This window comes from Bradyrhizobium sp. IAR9, from assembly GCF_013408065.1.
Lineage (GTDB): Bacteria > Pseudomonadota > Alphaproteobacteria > Rhizobiales > Xanthobacteraceae > Bradyrhizobium.
Genome location: NZ_JACBZW010000011.1, coordinates 1 through 17,372 on the forward strand (window position 1 = coordinate 1; position 17,372 = coordinate 17,372).

The window sequence follows — 17,372 nt, forward strand, 5'->3', positions numbered from 1 at the left end:
CGCGGATCTGGGCCGAGCTCCTTGGTGTCGAGCGCATCGGGCGCAACGACCACTTCTTCGAACTGGGCGGCCACTCGCTTCTGGCCGTGCAGATGCTCAGTCGAGCATTACATCTTGGGCTGAGTTTTAGCGCCACCGACCTCTTCCGAGCCCCTGTTCTGAAGGAGCTTGCATCGAAGATTCGTTTGCAGGTGCAGCCCAGTAACACGGCGGTGATTCCCGTTCGAGCGACCGGATCGCAGCCACCTCTCTTCTTTGTCCCCACAGGTTTTGGGGATTGTTCGTATGTCCTCGGTTTGGCAGCGGAAATGGATGCAGACTGCCCGGTCTACGCTCTGCCATGGCCCCCTTTCGATGACGTTCGTCCACCGACTCTTAAGGCGATGGCCGCGGAAGGGATTCTTGCGATTAAACAGATCCAGCCACGTGGCCCATACCGCTTTGCTGGATACTCATCAGGTGCAATCCTGGCTTATGCAATTGCCGAGCAATTACTGAGTATTGATGAAGTTGTGTCATTCATGGCGTTCATTGATGTTAGTCTACCTGCGGCTTCTTCAAACAGATCACTGAAGAATTTGGCGCGAGAATTTGTCTTGGATCGTTGTGGAATCTTGCGCGATGAGTATCACGAGGTTTTGGAACGCGACTCCGAACAATATTCCATCTCTGAGTTGCTTGAAAAGGCGCAGAAAATGGGAGCGTTATCTCCAGATCACGATCTTCACAATGACATTTCGATGTATCAAAGGGCCGCGACATTTCACTGCGCGCTACAATCGTATTGCGTTCCGTCGCTTGCGATTGAAATACATCAGTTCTATGCGAGTGAGCCTCTCGTCAGTCGTTGGGTGCCACCTGACAAACTACCCAGTAGCGACTTGCCAAACCAGGGCTGGGACCGGGTCGTGAATGCTGGGGCTATCCGTGCCGTACCGGTTCCAGGCAACCACGCGACAATGGTGAGCAATCCAAAAAACCGCCGAGTTCTAGCTCGAGCCATTTCAACGGCCTTGATCGGGGACTGTTGAATAGATCCAAAGACCTTTCTCAGAAGGGAGCGAACTCATGGCGCTCCTGGATGGCAACAAAATTGGTCGCGTACGCAATGACGCTGCAGCGCCCTGTGGCCGGGCCAGCAACAAGCCCTTCTTCATCAGCCGGTAGACGCGCTTGGCAGTGACGGGATCGTGGCCGGCGGATCAACTCGCTGAGGACGGCTACATGATCGGTGCCGACTGGGTCAGGAGCGCGCGTTTTATCGACGCGGAAGAGCATGATAACTCATATATCAACGGAGCATCGATCAAGCGCGCCGCCGACGAACACCGGCTAGACGTACTGTCCCTGAGCAAGGTTTGTATTCGGGACGACCCGCTTTATTCGACCGTGTTCGTCTGGCTCATGCGTGGAGAGTAATTCGTGAGGCCGCCCGGATTGGGCGCGAGTGACTAGCCCTCGCGCTGGTGCGGCTATTGCGGTGAAGATTTGATGATCCGCAACAAGTTGAGTTGTTTGACCCAGCGGCTACGACGACCTTCTTGAAGTGAAATGACCTGGAGAGGACCGGTCCCGCTCGGCAATGGGGAGCATCTGCCACCAGGAAGGTGCCGTTATCAAACTCGGGCAGAGAAATAATCGCGACGAAACCGTCAACGCCCTGAACGTGGAGATATTTTGCGACGTCGGCACCTTTCAGATCTTGCTCGAGCGGCACCCCTGCTTTGTTCAAAAGGGCAGCCAGATCAACTCCTGAATAGGTCGTATTTTCCCCGGCCGAATCCGTGACGGTGATCGATGTGTGAGGAAGTGCCTGAAAATCGGGTTCAGAGAAGGACAGCGGCGTCGTCACTTGTCCATCTACCCGTCAAATAAGCAGATGACGTTGCAGTCTGCGCCTGCGCGCTTTCCGCAAAGAGGAGAAGCACCGTACGTTTCGTACAGAACACGATCGTGATCCTCCCTTTAAAGGTCAGGCCTACGCCCAAGCTCGACCGAAAGCTTACCGGCGAATCAATTCGGGCTTGCAAAGGCAGGCACCCGCTGTAATTGTATCGAAATAAAATTGTGCGTCATTAGAGGAAAGAGGCTCATGCGCGTTATTCAACTTTTAGGAAGTCGTATATTTCGCAACGCCCTTTTTGCGACCACGATGACATGCCTTGCTCCGACACATGGACATGCCGCAAGCGGTTGTGCTCCCGGATCGACTTGCCTGTCGGTGACAGGGAAGGGCGCTCCGGCTCCTGAGCCGGCACCTTTCATTGCGCAATGCACCGGGGTCTTCCCAGACTTCGTCACGCCATCAGCGATGGTACCGAGCGCTGGTCCGTGGTTCAAACTGTCCCAATCGTACCCTACGGCTGTCCCGGCGAACGACGCACCGTGGTCGAATATCGACTTCAAGGACGGAGTGACGGGCGCCAATGCTTACCTCTATGCTCTGCGAGACTATGCATTTGATGGCATGATCGATGCCGACTTCAAGCCGGAAGCCAACAACGTTCGGCCCTGGTTTCACATGCCGCTGATGAATTTCGGACCCCGTGCACGAGAGCCGATGCGCGGCTTGACGTCAGAACGTTCTGTCACCGGACCGGAGCTCGGTCTCAAGCAAGGAGTGACCATTCACAATTATGCGGTCGGCTTCTACAATGCAGCGGGTGCCGTCACGATCGGACAGGTCTTGGGCGGCGCCTCGCCCGATCTGGCAAAGGCTCAATTCGCCCAAGGAGCAATGACCTTCAAGATCTTGTTCAGCGACGTTACCGCGAATGACTTCCAGGGTTCTGACGTCTTGTCGGGTGCTCCGCAGTGGACGATCCGAACAGCTGCCGGCCCCCAAACCATGCGCCTCATGCAGATGGACGTCGCCGCGGTGGATAGTCGCTCGCCAACCGGGTGGGTCTTCGGGACTTTTGCTTTTGACAGCAATGCAACTGATACGTCCCCGTGGCGGAGGCTCCGGCCCGTAGGCCTTTCATGGGGAAATGACTTCGGCTTCACACCCGCTGATCAGCAAGCAGGCAAGAAGCTGACCGAAACCACGATCTCGGACCAGGCGCCTGCTTACGCAGCCTCCCATTTGGGATGGGCGGGGCGCGCTAACGGGCCGGTCGACAATCCGATTTCGGGGTGCTTGAGCTGTCACAGCACCGCCCAATTGCCGTCGGCGCCCATTACATTTTCGAACGCCTGTACAACGGACGCTCAGAAGATGCTCTGGTTCAGAGACCTGAAGGGTAATCAGCCGTTTGGAGGCGTGGATGCAAGCTGCAATCCCATCACCAGCGCACCTCCGCCGAAGCCTCTCGACTTTTCACTCCAATTATCGGTCGCAGTCCAGAACGTGGTGCAGTTTGGCGATGCCAATCCGTGTTCGCCATCGGCCTCTATCATGAACCTTCGGGTCGACGACCATCCCGGAGAGCACCCGCGCATTGCTCGCTAGCGCCAATTATTCAAGGGATGGAAGAGGCGCTTCCGCAAGATGGTTCTTCTCAACGACGTGCTGCGACATCTTCGTCGCAGCACGGTTGGCATCAAGCTGTCAGGTCTTTGAGGAAGTCCTTCTCGGAATAGGTCTTGGCGTCGAGCCCGAGAAATTTCGAACTCAGTTCGGGATTTCTGGCGATCATCTGCAACTCTTCGATCTGCAGTGGGGTTGCAGGCAGAAATCCAGCAAGCCTATGTGCTCGCTCGACTTCACCCGTATATAATTCCGTGCGCTGAGCCCACTGGAGCTTGAGCTCCTGCTCGAAGCGGGCGTCCACGTGGGGACGTGCAATAATGAGCTCTGCCAGCAAATCGGCATCAAGAAGGGCATCCGTAATTCCCTGGGCGGTGACCGAGTCCTTGTGAGACCAAGCATCGCCAATGAGACACGCCCCGGTGTCTGGCATGGCGCGAATGAACGATGGCTGATTCAACGCCCTTCGGAAGCCCTCACAGAGCGTGGCCTGGGGCGGGAGCGTGACGAAGTTTGCTATTCGAGTTGCCGCTTCGCGCAGAAAACGTTGGGGACCAGCCTTGAAACTGTCGAAGAGGGCCGCCGGTCTCTGAATGACGTAGATCATGTCTCCGTCTGTGGTGGGAACACAGGCTTGGGCACCCCACTCGTCCACAAGGATGTAGCAATCACTCTGGACCGTATTTGGTACATACTTGTAGAGCGTGAAAGTGATCGAACGACGAAACATTGAGTATTGGACCTGGAGTCGCGATGCCACGCTCGACATCATGCCGTCGGCGGCTACAAGAAAACGGGCAGCCACCGTCCGAGTACCTGCCGGCGTGGATGCCGAAACAGTCCATCGGCCGCTCTCGAACTCCATGGCGCGCACGTCATGCTCATAGCGCACCTCGGCATTCGCTTCCATCGCCAGCTCTCCCAGTAAAGTGTCGAACGGACCTCGTTTCACGCATGTACTGGAAAGTTGGGCCGTCGCCGTCCAGGGCAGCCCAGAAATCGATACCCCATGAATGATCATGTGGATTTTCGTCAGAAGTGGAGCGCCGAGCCGCTTGACCTTCGGCAATACGCCCCATCGATCCAATAGCCGAACGCCGGCAAGCTGAATCGTATGGGTTGACCTCATCTCAAACTGAGATGCATGGCGTTCGAATACACAGGCCTTCACCCCCGCCCTAGCAAGGAGCATTGCGAGCGGCGCGCCCGCGCAACGTCCTCCAACGACAACGACATCGTAATCATTTGCCATCGCAGCCAAGCAATTTGCGGGCCTGCGTCCACTGGGATTCCATGTCGCCCTCCACGACGACATGCTGGACGTTCAAGGCCTTCAGCCAATAGAGAGTCTTTTCATGGACGAGGGAGACGTATCGTGGGTCCGTTTCACGTACGCTATCCTGCTTGTGCACATCGGCATGGATCAACACGAACACCTCCGAATATTTGGCGCCGTGACCGTTCGCGAGATAGTTGGCCATGCAATTGAGAGCCAGGTCTGGTCGGGGCGTGCCATTGTAAGCTGCGACAGCATCTACATGGATGATCGGATCATAGACAGTGCGGTCGGCCACGAAGTGGACGAGTTTGGACTCCACCGCGATCTGCGCCAGCATCATCAACAATTGCGTTTCTATGCTGCTGTCAGGGCCAAGAGCTCGGCCACGTGAATGGAAGTCCCGAGCAATTTCAGCAATGAGCGGCACTCCAAGAGCCTCGGACAGACGCACCGTGAGACTCGACTTTCCCATCCCCGGTGCCCCCAGTACGCTGAGCTTAATTGCCCCGCTCGGCGGGCCTGGTCGAAATCGGTCTAGAACATCGTTGAGACTCGTCATACTGGCATTTTTTCTACCACACGTTAGATTAGAAACATGGCATCCAAAAAGCAAATAGTCGCAAGCGCGCTAATCCCGGACTCGTTGGGACGGATCTTCGTGCAGAAGCGCACGATGACCCGTCGACTCTTTCCCGGTTGCTGGGACCTCGTCGGCGGTCATGTTGATGAAGGCGAAGACGTGCTCGCTGCGCTGAACCGAGAAATCGAGGAAGAGACCGGTTGGAAACTCAGAACGATCATAGAAGAGCTCACCGTCAAGCCTTGGTCCATCAACGGAACGGAGTACGAGGAGCGCCAGTTCATCGTGACCGTTGATGGCGAGCTTGAAAGACCGTCTCTTGAGACTGCCAAGGTCTCAGAGGTGCTCTGGGTCGACCGGACAAATATCGAGCGGCTCAAGGAAAATCGCGAGCCAGGCGATCAATTTATCTATGATTCTGTTCTGGAGGCCCTTGATCGTCTGGAAAAGGTCGCTCCTCGATAGGCTAGCCGAGCCCGGCCCCCAGAAGAGCTGGCTGCGCTCGCCCTTCTTTCGAAGTCGCGCCGTTTGCGAAACCGAAATATCGCTTCGGAAAAGTTGGCAGAAACCAGCGTCCGAAACGGACGCTTAGGTGTGCTGTAGCTTTTCAACTCGATATAGTTGTGTCAATATTATGCCGTTTTGAACTAAGGGAAATCTTTTCTTGAAGGTAGTTCTCCGACGATCATCTGAATCACGTGACCGCAACAATGGAGCTCTCAGGCCGGATCCGGCTGTCGATCCAGATATGGCGACGACGGCCGCTTCAGCGCGGCTCGGACGGGTTGCTGACGAGGCTTTCCGTGATGCGTGTCTGAAATTCAGTCAAGGCGCCTATCCGTGGCTTCTCATAGAGAACTTCTTTGATGCCGGCGGACTTCCCGATACCCCGCAAACGATAGCCCCGACGGGCGACGATTGCTGGTGGCCGGGCGCCTATGCCGCCTTGGCGGCGATCGATGCGATCAAGCATAAGCCGGTGGCCTATCGCTGCGAGAACGATGGTCACTTGTTCGTCAATCTGACCGGCTTGCCGGGCCAAGGAAAGCTTGCAGAGAAGTCACGCGCCAAGATGCGCGGCCATACGGATGCTTGCAGTTTCCCTTTCCCGAGTGAATTCAAAGCCGGCGATGTTATTTCGCCGTCACCCGACGTCGTTGTCCTTGTCGGATATCGAAATCCCGATAGTGTTCCTACCTTTCTTGCTCCCATGCATGCCATTACGGACAAAATGGACGCGGCCGACATCAGCGAGCTGCAGAAACCGCATTTTTCGATTGGCACCCAGAACACGTTCAAAATCAATCACACGCTCGTGGATGCGTCGATCACCAGCTTCGATCCTATGAGAGGCTGGTCGATCCGCTTCAGCCATAGCAAGATCGTCGCAGATCCGGACAATCCCGCCGCGGTCAAGGCTCTGGAATCCTTGCGGCAAGCTGCTGCCAATTCGTTCGAAAGCATAGTTGTTTCGCCTGGTAGTGTGCTCTTGGTCAACAATCGGACGGCCCTGCACGGCCGCGGGCTTGTCGGAGGTGAGATTGGCGGCCAAAGCAGGTGGCTGATGCGCACCTACGCCAACAAAGAAGACACGCCAGGTCATGCAATCGATCCAGGCCGACCATTCCTCCTCTCGCCCTGAGACGAGCTCAACTGAGCCGTGCCCGGGACACGCACCCCGTCAATGGTGACGCAGATTCAGGCCTTCTGGCCATCTGAATTCCTGAACTCCCCTGCGCGTATCGCGTCACATACCTTCTTAAGCGCATCAATGTATTTCAGAACCAAACCTTCATCTTCTGGAAAGGCCCATACCGGGAGTTTGATCGCACTCCCCCAATAGTTGCGTGAATTTGGATTGGTCCGGTTCGTTCGTCCTTCCACCGGGGCTAAGTGACGGAGCCGTGGCATTGCCTGTTCTGGAGCGGAGAAAAGCGGCAGATCCGACACAGGTCTCATCGAGTTCGGAATGTCTATTTCCCGAAGACCCTCTGCATAGAGCGCTTTAACAAACAACTCGCGCTCGATGCCCGCAGCTGCCGGATCAAAACGGAACGTATAAGCGTACCAGCTAGGTGAGGTGTTCACTGTCTTCGGGATCGAAATGAATTCGTACTCGCGAAGCGCATTGTCGAAACGCGCAGCGTAGATGGATTTCTGAGCGATCCATCGCTCCAAGTTGCCGAATTGCTCTGCAGCCATCGCAATCGCCAGCGGATGGGCGCGCAGCTTCAGACCGAAGCCCGTCAAAGCATAACCATAGAGCGGATGGTTCTTGTCGATCTCTTCGCGGCACCTTTTATTGTACTGACCCTGCAACTGCGCCCGCACGTAGATCTCGCGGTCATTTGTCGTCAGGATGCCGCCTTCACCTCCCGTAACAAGCTTCTGCGCCTGCAAACTCCAGGCCGACGCGATGCCAAAGGTGCCAACGAGGCGTCCCTTAAACCTTGCCCCATGCGCATGTGAGCAATCCTCAATCAGTGCAATTCCGTTGCGAGCGCAGATCTCACCGATTCTGTCCATCTGGCACGGAACGCCCCACATGTGCGTCGCGATGACGGCCTTGGTTCGAGGCGAGATCAGAAGGGCCAATTCGTCAGGATCAAGATTTCCATTGCCGTCCACATCACAAAAGACCGGCCGCACCCCCAAATAGATCAGGGGGCCAGATGTAGCGAAAAACGAGTAGTCGGCGCAAATGACTTCATCGTCTGGCCCAAGGCTAAGTCCCTCGTAAATCCCGAAGAGGGCAGATGTCCCGGAGTTTGTCACCAGCGCGTATTGCGCGCCTTGGTAATGCGCGAAGTCATCCTCGAATTCCTTGAAGATGCCGCTTCGATCATAGATCGACACAGTTCGATCGAGCTGGCGGTTGATCGCTCGGCGTGTTTGCTCGGTTACAACTGGCCACACGAAATGCGGGCCCGGTTGGTCTAGAACCGCTGAGCCACCGTGAAGCGCAAGCACTGCAACCCCTCGCGATAGAGAGTGATACCTGTTGATATGTGGTTAACGCCAGGCGAGTCAAGGCGTTGGCGCCCACTCAGTCCATGATTGAAAATTGACGTGCATTATCAATGCATTACTCCTTGGTCCGCAAAGAGCTTGCATTGTCGGGAACGAAAATATAAGCGCCGAGTTGGATGGTCTGTAATTGTTGATTGCCTCGTGATTCTCTGCTAGAAGTTGATATGTCTAGTTACGAAAGCGGGGCACCCTCATGTCGGAATTTGTCAGATGAAAGCACGGTTGCAAAAAGAGACGAAGGTTCACGAAACCCGGTTGCAACCACTCCCAACAAAGGTTCACGAAGCTCTACTGGAGTTGCTTTTAAAGCAAGTGAATTACTCGTTTGATCAAAAATCTGGTACGCACATTTTCTACTATTCGATTGCACCTGGTTGGGTCCCTAGAGGGATTGGTGAGTTTCCGGACGGGGCCTACGCTGACTTCCAATTCCACGCGCATGAGCTTGTGAAAGGGCTTTCGGCCCACAAGGCCAAGTCGTTCATCGCTTCGATAGGACAGCAAGGTGACGTTCCGATGGCCTTCGCCAAGGAGGAGCCGCCTCCGCCCGTCGTGCAGGTGGGCTTAAGTACGGCTTCCTCATTGCACCGTGAGGTCGCGAACCGATCCAAGGACAGCGCGCTTAGTCTCAACTCCTTCTGCGTTGAGTTGATCGAGCGAGAATTTCCGCGCCTGGACCAACGGGCGTTCGATATGCCCTCGGTCGAAGTTCGCAAGATGATCGTGGCTGCTAAACCTCCTGCGGCTTCGGAGAAGCATGATTGGGTAATCAGAATGCCGCGCGAATTGAGGGCTCGGTTACTTATATTCGCCAATGAATATAGGGTGACGCTGCCTCAGCTATGCATGTATTTGCTTGGGGAGCCTTCGGCCGTGAAGTCGCAACCGGCTCGCGGCGAGGTCGCTGAGCATTAGACGCTTTGAAGCGGACTCAGACGATCGCATGCCGGTCTCGACACGGGCATCTTCAGCAGATTGAGGCGGCCAAAGGGCCGCCTTTATCTTGCTTCTACACCGGCTTCATTCGGTCGATCGGCTTCAATTTGATTTTCGGCCACTCGCGACACAGTCTCCTTCGCGTGCTGAGTTTCAACAAGATCGAGCCATCTGGCGTTGGAAGTCCGGGTCGGCGTCGTACGGACACTCGAGCACATAGACGTCCAAAATGAATCTCAATGTTTATCCAGCAAAGCCTGGATCTTCGCTTCCCCCTCCCGCCGATCGCAGCGTTTGCCACCTTTTTGACGAGCACGCACAGTGAGCCGGACAAGGCCTCTGCTTCGACGCCTCTCATCTGATCACTTCTTCCCCAGTTGGACGCATCAGGAACGCGAACAGATTCGCGCGGATAAGTCGCTTTTGGGCTACGCGCGTTTGATTTTGTTCCGTTACGCTGTCGGCTGCTGATTCGAGGCTGAGCAATGCAGTAAGGCACAACAAACCAAATGGCGACATCCGCTGCCTATGCGTGGAATGTCGGCTAGGGGGCTTATGGGTCGGCCAACTCTGAAACTGATCTCTGGTGGTTCACGCTCAGCCAGTCGCTTGGATTTGGCCACCGTAGAGCAAGCTCTCCGCGACGGGCGAATTCGACGAGCCTCGAACCGTCAAATTCCAACGACTAGTCCTTAGCCGGCTGTTCGGAATTTCAATTCTCGAGGCGGACCAGTACATCACTGATGGCGGAGACGATTGCGGGATCGACTGTTTCGTACTCGACTACAACCACAACAAGAGTCATCTCGTCTTCGACAATTGATCGAAGGCGTGAAGCTCAATTCAGCACAGTCGCGGCAGCTCGGTTTTGGATTTTGAGGATGCAGGTACTCTCACGTTGCTTGTGAGCATCACCTCAGCCCATTGGCCCCGACTAGCTAAACAGACATCCTCAATACCCGTTCCTTTTGCCGCCTGACTGCGAACCGCGCTGTATCTCCGCCGAAGAACTACACTCTCTGTCGATAGCGGCACGCACAGTGCAGCGAGTCCGAATAATGCTCGAGGTGCGGACCGCTCAAAGCGGTGCAAGCAGGATGCTGCTGCTCTCAACCTTATGGCGCGCCGCAAGTGGAAGTGACTGACCTCCGGGAATTCGAAGAAGCGGTCAAAATCCTCGCAGTAAGACAACTCGAAAGTCTCCTCGTTCACCGCCAGGTCGCGAGTCTCGTCGTGGCGCCGGAGAATGCTTGTTTTCCTGAACGGTGGTTGGGCGCTTCTATGCGACGGACAGCAGAAAATCATCAGCTACCAAAAGTTCAACGGAAAGTCGGTCACCGCGTTGCGCAGTTTTGTACGTTTCGTGCAGAACTTCTTCTTCAAATGCAGCGTCGGTTGAATTACATGTGCTGCGAAGATGGCTCGTCCAGCTTTGATCTTTCGAGATCCGCCGATTTGTCGGCGGTACCTTGCGGTGGTCTCGCTACCGCTGCCCACATGGGCGTTTCCTCCCTTGACTTGGCTGCCGGTCTAAGACCGGCAGCCCTTTATTAGTCTGAGGCTCAAGTTCTCAGTCGTGCTGCGATTTGGTGGAGTGGGCAAGGCAGCCGGTGTGCACCGGCAATCCTCGGCGAGGCCTATGTGTGCTACTCGCCGCAACAAAGCCCGTAGGCAGTCGATGGGTGAATTATCGCACTTTTTCGCGAGAGATTATCCACACGTCATCAGCTCAAAATCGGTTGCGTGATATCAGGGGCTCGGAAATAGAATACTCGTGGAAATTGTACGACGGGAGCCGCTTTGAGCATCAGCATACATAATCCAGACCAATACATGGCCGCGTTGCGGACTATTGTCGCGCAGGGAAGAAAACGCATCGGCCTGTTAGTCGGCGCGGGCGCAGGGGCGGGCACCGCCAAGGATGACGGTAGCTACCCTCTCATTCCCGCCGTCGAAGGGCTCACGAAGCTCGTTCTTGATACGCTGACGCCGAAATATGGCAGCCAAATTAGCTCACTCAAGGCTGAGTTGGACAAGCAAGACATTGAGACGATTCTGTCGCGGATCCGCTCTCTTAGCAAAGTCATCGGAAAGTCAAAGATACATGGCCTCGATGGCGACGGCTTCAAAGCCTTTGGCGAGGACATCTGCGCCGAAATCGGAAAAATCGTGAATGTGCGGCTTCCGACGAACGGAAGCGCCTACAGTGACCTCGTCAACTGGATCACGGGGATTTCTCGTGATCATCCCGTTGAGATATTCACCACGAACTACGATCTGCTTTTCGAGGAGGCCTTTGAGGCTGTTCGTGCCCCTTATTTCGACGGGTTTACGGGTGGACGAGAGCCGTTTTTCGATCCCGTATCTGTCGCCGGGAATGACCTTCCGCCGCGGTGGACAAGACTTTGGAAGCTGCATGGTTCTCTCGGCTGGAAGGCGAGCGGCAAGGACGAAGTGATCCGAACCGGCAGTAACGCGGCGACCCATTTGGTCTTTCCAGAGCATCTCAAGTACGATCAGACTCAAAAAGCGCCTTATGCAGCGTTGTTTGATCGTTTGCGCGCTTTCTTGGCGACCCCCGACACCCTCCTCATTTCAATTGGGTTTTCCTACGCGGATGCGCATGTATCAGCTCGTATAGATGAAGGTCTGGCGGCCAATCCATCGGCAAGCGTCTTCGCCTTTCAGTATAAGTCCCTTGCCGATGAGGTTGCCGCTTGCGACCTAGCAAGGCGCCGTCCCAATCTGAGCGTCTATGCTCCCGACAAGGCGGTGGTAAACGGCATCGAGGGGCCTTGGCAGGTCTCGACCGAACTTCCCAGCAAAGACTGGGGACCGATTAGAGCAACCTATTGGTCGGCTCCGGCCTCGGGTGGGCCGGCTCGCTTTACGTTGGGCGCGATTGAGGCCTTCGGCCGGTTCTTCGCAGCATCACGTTCGATGCAAGCTCTCACTGCCACGCCCGCTGCAATCGTACCTGGCGGCGCTGCTGCTCCGGCAATAGCGAGCGGAGCGACCGCATGATTGCACCGACCCTACTTGGGCATGTTGGCGCGGTCTCGGGCGCGACCATCAGCGTCCGTCAGTTCGAGGGCGTGGCATCCGGCATAGCCATCATTGGTGGACGCAGCTATCGCGTTGGCCAAGTCGGTAGTTTCGTTCGGATCCCGCAAGGCTACCATGATCTCTACGGCATCATCGCAGAGGTCGGTGCGACAGCGACACCGGAGGCCGCGCAGAACTTGAACTCGCGCGGAGAACGATGGACGACGATCCAGCTCGTGGGCGAAATTGTCGATACGGCTTTCGAACGAGGTATCAGCCAGTACCCGGCGATCAACGATGAGGTGCATCTCGTCACCGAGGATGATCTCGCGAAGATCTATGGTGCGGCCGAAATGGGCCAAGTCGTCATCGGTAGGCTCGCAGGAGCTGAGAGCATCCCAGTTCGCATCGACTTAGATCGTCTTGTGACCCGACACAGCGCCGTGCTTGGGTCGACCGGCTCCGGAAAATCGACAACAATCGCGAGTCTTCTGCGTGCCATCGTCAATTCGCCGAGCGGCAAGAGCGGCTTTCCAAGCACGCGGATTCTGCTCCTCGATATTCATGGGGAGTATGCGACTGCGCTGAAAAACGTCGCGCATGTCTTTCGTGTCTCCCCATCCGACGACGAAAAACCGTTACTCATTCCGTACTGGGCCACGGACACGACTGAGTTGCTGGCCTTTATGATGGGAAAGCTCAGTGACCCTGCCTTTACCGCCATTACGGACAAAATTTTTGCGAAAAAACTGCAACTGGCCAAGGATGGAAAGTTTGACGGCATCGACGTCAACTCGCTTACGTTCGATACCCCGGTTCCGTTCAGTTTGAAGCAGCTGTGGTTTGATCTGATAGACCCGGAAATAAAGACGTGGAAGGAGAACACGCAAGTTAACTCTGCAATGCAGAAGGCGGGTGACGCAGAGAAGCTGACCGCTCCGATCTATCCCTTGCCGGGTCCAGGTAATACGACGCCCTTCGCCAACAAAACAGGTGTCCTTTCAATTCGGCGGCAGCTCGATCAAATGAAATCGAGATTGCTCGATCGTCAGTACGACTTCATGCTTCATCCCGGAGACTGGGAGCCCGCTCTTAGCGATCAAGCAAAGAAGGACCTACCAGAGCTACTAGAAAGCTGGCTTGGCGCGGAGAAGCCGATCAGCATTCTTGACCTCTCGGGCATACCAAGCGGTGTCCTTCATCACCTTGTCGGCGGAATTCTCAATATTCTGTATGAAGCGCTATTTTGGGGACGAGAAACCCCTGAAGGCGGCCGTCAGCGACCTTTACTCGTCGTCATGGAGGAGGCGCACCGATATCTCGGCAAGGATGCCGATGGTCCTGCGAAGGCGATGGTTCAGCGTATCGTCAAAGAGGGACGCAAGTTTGGTGTCGGCGCCATGATTGTCAGTCAACGGCCGTCAGAGATCGACGACACCATCCTTTCTCAATGTGGGACCTTTATTGCCCTGCGGCTCTCCAACACAGGCGATCGCAACAAAGTTCAATCCGCCCTGCCTGATAGCCTCAGCGGCCTTATGGATAGCTTGCCCGTTCTGCGAACCGGTGAAGCCATCATTGCCGGAGAGGCGGCGAAGCTACCAATCCGTTGCCGCATAACATTGCCGCCTGAAGATGCCAGGCCAAGCAGCGAAGATCCGCGAGTTGCGCAGGCCTGGGCCAAGCCGAGAGTAAAAGAAGACTACGTGAATCTCAGCGGCCCCTGGCGCGCGCAGAATCCAAAATGGAAGAATGGAAAAAAAGGAAAGTAGATAATGGAGCGCCAACCTGTAAATTCGACCAATCTGATTTCTGTGGGCTATGATGAAGATAGTTCGACCCTTGAGGTCGAGTTCAAGACCGGTGTGTATCGCTACTACAATGTCCCAGCATTTGAATACGAGCGGCTGATGGCGGCGAATTCTCATGGCGTCTACTTTAATGCCAACATTAGGGATAATTATCCGTCCGAGCGCGCATGACTCTCGATGCCACGATAACCTGTCCCAGCTGTCGTACTGAAATCAAGCTTACCGAATCGCTGGCCGCGCCTCTGATCGCAGCAACGAGACGTGAGTATGAGCAGAAAATTGCCGACAAGGACGCCGCGCTGTCTAAGCGCGAGGCGGAACTTCGCGCCGAACAGGCAGCGGTCAAGCAGGCGCAGGAAAGCGTCGACAGCTTGGTTGCAGAAAAGCTGCAGATCCAGCGCCAAGCGATTGTGCAGGACGAGGCGCGCAAGGCCAAACTGGCTTTGACAATGGATATTGAAGCTCAGGCAAAGGAAATAGCAGAGCTCAAAGATGTGCTCGCCCAACGAGATACAAGGTTAGCCGAGGCGCAGGCCGCTCAGGTCGAGTTGTTGCGCAAGCGGCGCGAGCTTGACGACGCCAAGCGCGAACTCGAGCTCTCTGTCGAGAAGCGAGTTCAGGAAGCACTTGGCGCTATTCGCGAGCAAGCCAAAAAAGACGCCGAAGACGGTCTTCGGTTGAAGGTGTCTGAGAAGGAAGAACAGATCCTGTCGATGCAGCGGCAGATTGAGGAGTTGAGGCGCAAAGCCGAGCAGGGGTCACAACAGTTGCAGGGCGAGGTCCTCGAATTGCAGCTAGAGGCTCTCTTAGGAGGGCGATTTCCGCTTGATGTGCTCGAGCCCGTCGCTAAAGGCGAGTTCGGGGGTGACTTGTTACAACGCGTGGTCGGCCCGATGGGGCAGGCCTGCGGCGCAATTTTATGGGAGACAAAACGAACCAAGAATTGGAGTGATTCCTGGCTGCCAAAGCTGCGCGGAGATCGGCGATCCGCGAAGGCGGAGCTGGCGCTACTCATATCTGAGGTCTTGCCGAAGGGAGTTGAGAGCTTCGAATTGATGGAGGGCATTTGGGTTGCGCATCCTCGGTTTGTGCTCCCCGTGGCCGCTGTACTACGTCAATCCTTGATCGAGCTCGCTGCCGCCCGATTGTCTCAGGATGGGCAGCAAACCAAAACGGAGCTCGTGTACCAGTATCTGACTGGCCCCCGGTTCCGCCATCGCGTCGAAGCCATCGTTGAGCGGTTCTCTGAAATGCAAGAGGACCTAAATCGCGAACGGAAGACGACCACGCGTCTTTGGGCTAAGCGTGAAGCGCAGATTCAAGGTGTCATCGACTCGACGGTCGGAATGTATGGCGACCTTCAAGGCATAGCAGGGCGCGCACTGCAGGAAATACCTGCTTTGGAAATGCCTTTGATCGAAAACAAAGACGACTGACACGTATTGCCGGCCATTTTGCTCTCTCTTCCGCTTGCCGGTGTGGCGATTGGCTGTCAGCAGTAGTCAGGCGATCGCCCAGCTGAACTGGAAAACACGCTCGGAAGCCGGTTGCGGCTGAAATGCACCTGTAGTTTCGCACCGGATAATTTGGCGGAATAGGCTGCGCGCGCGCAGGATCGAACCAACGCCCAGGATGATCGCGCGCGCCGCGCGAGTTGCCGAATAATCGGCTACTCGCGGTTAACGATGTGAGTCCCTTATCACCCTAAGCATGCGGGCGCATCATGTAGACTCAGGCTCGGTGAGAGGAGCATTGGAATTTTCGATGCGCTTCCTTCCAAGCGCGGGCGGATTGTTGCGAGCGGCTCGTTGCATTGCGACAAAGATCGCCCCCTTTCGTCCGATGTGAGCAAAGAGGCGTACCGTCTACCTCCACCCATTCAATATATTCGATCTTCGACAGACCAAACTGCTCGGCAGCAAAGCCGTCGGGATCGGTGCGGTACCGCTCTAGATCGGCCTCGTCCAGCGAGATGTTGTTTCCGCCGCCTGGCACACGCACATTCGCAACATAAAAAATCTGAGATGGATCATTCAGGCTCACGCAATCCTCCTTGACGGCATGGACAACTCTTTCCAGCGCTCCCGCTAAGTTCAGCTTGCTTTCCGCGCATGATATTCGGCTTTGCGGCGCGCTTCCTCACCACCGAAATGCTCATCCTCCTGAAGGAACCATCGGATCAGATGGAGGGCCTCGGATTTCTCGTCAATCTCTGCAACGAACATCAGCTCTTCGGCTGCCTCTTCAAGCCCGCGCGCCTCGCCGCCTTCCTTCGCGAAGACCCGGAAGATATGGCGAAGGCGGGACGTGAGGTATCGATGCTTCCAATAAGCATCCCAGGCTGATGCGATGGCTTGATTCGACTGTGCACGGCGCGCGACCTCTTCCCAATCCACTTCATGCGGTAGATGCGCCGTCGCGGTTTGAATGCACGATCGCAGGTCATCCAGCTTTAAGTAAATGTCGGTCAAATCACGACGCCGCGACTTGATCCGCGGGATGATGTCGGCGCAATCCGAGCAGATGTGCACCGATTGGGATCCTTTCATGATGAAGGCATGCGAGAACCCGGGCAGAGTTCGCCGCCGATGTTTTACCGCAATCGCGTCCGTTTCCTCAATGGGTTCGACCAGCTCCCGAATCCCGCCCGCCCATTTTCCACTACCCGATTTTCGAATGAGCGCCCGTTTTCCTCGACCGCAAACGGGGCATGCCCAATCTTCACTAGCCTCACGCCAGCGCCGGGGCGAGACGACATCGCAATAGGCTGCATACTCGTTGTCCGTCGGGGCCGCGCCTGCATGAGCCTCGCGCCGCGGTCGCGGGGGCAGGACGGGCGAGTGTTTTTGAACCGAGCGTGCAACGAATTCGGCCATCGTTCGCGTCAGCTCCCGACCGCGTTCATCACGATCGGCTTCCCGAAGAAAAGCCTTGTAAAGTTGGAATTGCGGTTCGAATTGACGTTGAGACATCCGGAAGGACGATGTGCCTCTTTCCCGGTAGAGCGCGCCGGAATGAATCATGTTCAACGTTTGATCGATCAAAGCGATACGTGCATTTAGCGAGGGCGCGCAGGCTTCCCAGGCCTTCTCAACGCGGTCCTCGAGGACCCGGTGGTCCGCGTTCGCAACCGGCTCGATAAACGTGCGAATTTCGGCGGGCGAAAAGCTGAAATACGCCGGAATGGCGCCCTTCATCATGAGCTTTGCCTTGCCGTCGGCG

At 55.9% G+C, this 17,372-nt stretch carries 17 protein-coding genes; 11 read left to right on the forward strand and 6 right to left on the reverse strand.

The window, feature by feature from the left end:
* Both GGD67_RS26025 and GGD67_RS26030 read left to right on the forward strand, forming a co-directional pair.
* On the forward strand, positions 1-1,031 hold a 1,031-nt coding region (locus GGD67_RS26025), incomplete at its 5' end, for a thioesterase domain-containing protein (protein WP_246790855.1).
* 193 nt (positions 1,032-1,224) lie between these two features.
* Positions 1,225-1,419, forward strand: coding sequence for a hypothetical protein (locus GGD67_RS26030; protein ID WP_179736809.1), 195 nt, complete (start codon positions 1,225-1,227; stop codon positions 1,417-1,419).
* Here the strand turns inward: GGD67_RS26030 and GGD67_RS26035 are convergent.
* Complete coding sequence (locus tag GGD67_RS26035; RefSeq protein ID WP_179736811.1) at positions 1,403-1,852, reverse strand: hypothetical protein; 450 nt, start codon at positions 1,850-1,852, stop codon at positions 1,403-1,405. The genes GGD67_RS26030 and GGD67_RS26035 overlap by 17 nt on opposite strands.
* Before the next feature lie 615 nt (positions 1,853-2,467).
* Between GGD67_RS26035 and GGD67_RS26040 the strand changes: the two genes are divergently transcribed.
* Positions 2,468-3,451, forward strand: coding sequence for a hypothetical protein (locus GGD67_RS26040; protein WP_179736813.1), 984 nt, complete (start codon positions 2,468-2,470; stop codon positions 3,449-3,451).
* A gap of 91 nt (positions 3,452-3,542) precedes the next feature.
* Here the strand turns inward: GGD67_RS26040 and GGD67_RS26045 are convergent, their stop codons facing one another.
* The gene (locus tag GGD67_RS26045; RefSeq protein WP_312013779.1) at positions 3,543-4,784 is read right to left on the reverse strand and encodes an FAD-dependent monooxygenase; all 1,242 of its coding nucleotides are present in this window, start codon (positions 4,782-4,784) and stop codon (positions 3,543-3,545) included.
* On the reverse strand, positions 4,711-5,307 hold the full coding sequence (locus GGD67_RS26050; protein WP_283814145.1) for an AAA family ATPase: 597 nt from the start codon (positions 5,305-5,307) through the stop codon (positions 4,711-4,713). The genes GGD67_RS26045 and GGD67_RS26050 overlap by 74 nt, the downstream gene beginning before the upstream one ends.
* A gap of 36 nt (positions 5,308-5,343) precedes the next feature.
* Between GGD67_RS26050 and GGD67_RS26055 the strand changes: the two genes are divergently transcribed.
* Together GGD67_RS26055 and GGD67_RS26060 are read left to right on the forward strand one after the other, a co-directional pair.
* A complete protein-coding gene (locus GGD67_RS26055; RefSeq protein WP_179736819.1) occupies positions 5,344-5,793 on the forward strand; it encodes an NUDIX domain-containing protein in 450 nt (149 codons plus the stop codon).
* A 283-nt stretch (positions 5,794-6,076) separates the two neighbouring features.
* Positions 6,077-6,970, forward strand: a complete 894-nt coding sequence (locus GGD67_RS26060; protein ID WP_179736821.1) for a hypothetical protein — start codon at positions 6,077-6,079, stop codon at positions 6,968-6,970.
* A gap of 56 nt (positions 6,971-7,026) precedes the next feature.
* Here the strand turns inward: GGD67_RS26060 and GGD67_RS26065 are convergent, their stop codons facing one another.
* Positions 7,027-8,298 (reverse strand): DegT/DnrJ/EryC1/StrS family aminotransferase, encoded by a 1,272-nt coding sequence (locus GGD67_RS26065; protein WP_409411370.1) that lies wholly within the window; start codon positions 8,296-8,298, stop codon positions 7,027-7,029.
* Positions 8,299-8,568: 270 nt separating this feature from the next.
* Here GGD67_RS26065 and GGD67_RS26070 point away from each other — a divergent pair, with 270 nt between their 5' ends.
* From GGD67_RS26070 to GGD67_RS26095, 6 genes are all read left to right on the forward strand, one after another.
* Positions 8,569-9,273, forward strand: a complete 705-nt coding sequence (locus tag GGD67_RS26070) for a hypothetical protein (RefSeq protein WP_179736825.1) — start codon at positions 8,569-8,571, stop codon at positions 9,271-9,273.
* A gap of 1,267 nt (positions 9,274-10,540) precedes the next feature.
* A complete protein-coding gene (locus GGD67_RS26075) occupies positions 10,541-10,693 on the forward strand; it encodes a hypothetical protein (protein ID WP_179736827.1) in 153 nt (50 codons plus the stop codon).
* Positions 10,694-11,094: 401 nt separating this feature from the next.
* Complete coding sequence (locus GGD67_RS26080; RefSeq protein ID WP_210286643.1) at positions 11,095-12,318, forward strand: SIR2 family protein; 1,224 nt, start codon at positions 11,095-11,097, stop codon at positions 12,316-12,318.
* Complete coding sequence (locus GGD67_RS26085) at positions 12,315-14,111, forward strand: ATP-binding protein (RefSeq protein ID WP_179736829.1); 1,797 nt, start codon at positions 12,315-12,317, stop codon at positions 14,109-14,111. Before GGD67_RS26080 ends, GGD67_RS26085 begins: the two co-directional genes overlap by 4 nt.
* 3 nt (positions 14,112-14,114) lie before the next feature.
* Complete coding sequence (locus GGD67_RS26090; protein WP_179736831.1) at positions 14,115-14,321, forward strand: KTSC domain-containing protein; 207 nt, start codon at positions 14,115-14,117, stop codon at positions 14,319-14,321.
* On the forward strand, positions 14,318-15,586 hold the full coding sequence (locus GGD67_RS26095) for a DUF2130 domain-containing protein (protein ID WP_179736833.1): 1,269 nt from the start codon (positions 14,318-14,320) through the stop codon (positions 15,584-15,586). The genes GGD67_RS26090 and GGD67_RS26095 overlap by 4 nt, the downstream gene beginning before the upstream one ends.
* A 295-nt stretch (positions 15,587-15,881) precedes the next feature.
* Here the strand turns inward: GGD67_RS26095 and GGD67_RS26100 are convergent, their stop codons facing one another.
* Positions 15,882-16,193, reverse strand: coding sequence for a hypothetical protein (locus GGD67_RS26100; protein WP_179736835.1), 312 nt, complete (start codon positions 16,191-16,193; stop codon positions 15,882-15,884).
* A 50-nt stretch (positions 16,194-16,243) separates the two neighbouring features.
* Positions 16,244-17,350, reverse strand: a complete 1,107-nt coding sequence (locus GGD67_RS26105; RefSeq protein WP_179736837.1) for a hypothetical protein — start codon at positions 17,348-17,350, stop codon at positions 16,244-16,246.
* Between the last annotated feature and the right edge of the window lie 22 nt (positions 17,351-17,372).